Genomic DNA, 394 nt, shown 5'->3' with positions numbered 1-394 from the left:
GGCCAGGTCCAGGGCTCCGGCGGCGGCAGCGGCGGCGATCTCGCCGAGGCTGTGGCCGACGAAGGCGTCGGCGACGACGCCCCGTTCGGCCAGCAGCCGCGCGAGGGCGATCTGCAGCGCGACCAGCGTGGGCTGGAGGACCGCGGGGTCCTCGAGCCGCGACTCCCCCCGGGGCGCGGCCAGTTCGCCGAGGAGCGACCATCCGGTGGCGGGACGCAGGACGGCGTCCGCCTCCTCGAGCACGGCCCGTGCGGACGGCTCGTGGGCGATGAGGTCCTGCCCCATGCCCGACCACTGGTTGCCCTGTCCGGAGAAGACGAGGGCGGTGCGGCCCGTGCCGTGGGCGCGCGCTGCGTCGGCCGCCACCGTCGCGTGGCCGGCCCGAGTCGATGTC

Annotated in this window: 1 protein-coding gene; it reads right to left on the bottom strand. The window is 77.2% G+C overall.

Features of this window, described 5'->3' with window-relative positions; genetic code table 11:
- A partial coding sequence (locus CCN56_RS30250) for an acyltransferase domain-containing protein (RefSeq protein ID WP_143664667.1) occupies nucleotides 1–366 on the bottom strand: 366 nt, incomplete at its 3' end.
- Nucleotides 367–394: the final 28 nt, after the last annotated feature.

The sequence above is a fragment of the Streptomyces sp. NRRL B-24572 genome (assembly GCF_002156145.1).
GTDB classification, from domain to species: domain Bacteria; phylum Actinomycetota; class Actinomycetes; order Streptomycetales; family Streptomycetaceae; genus Streptomyces; species Streptomyces vietnamensis.
Note: the sequence above shows the minus strand (reverse complement) of the source record. Positions and strands in the feature narration are given on the sequence as shown.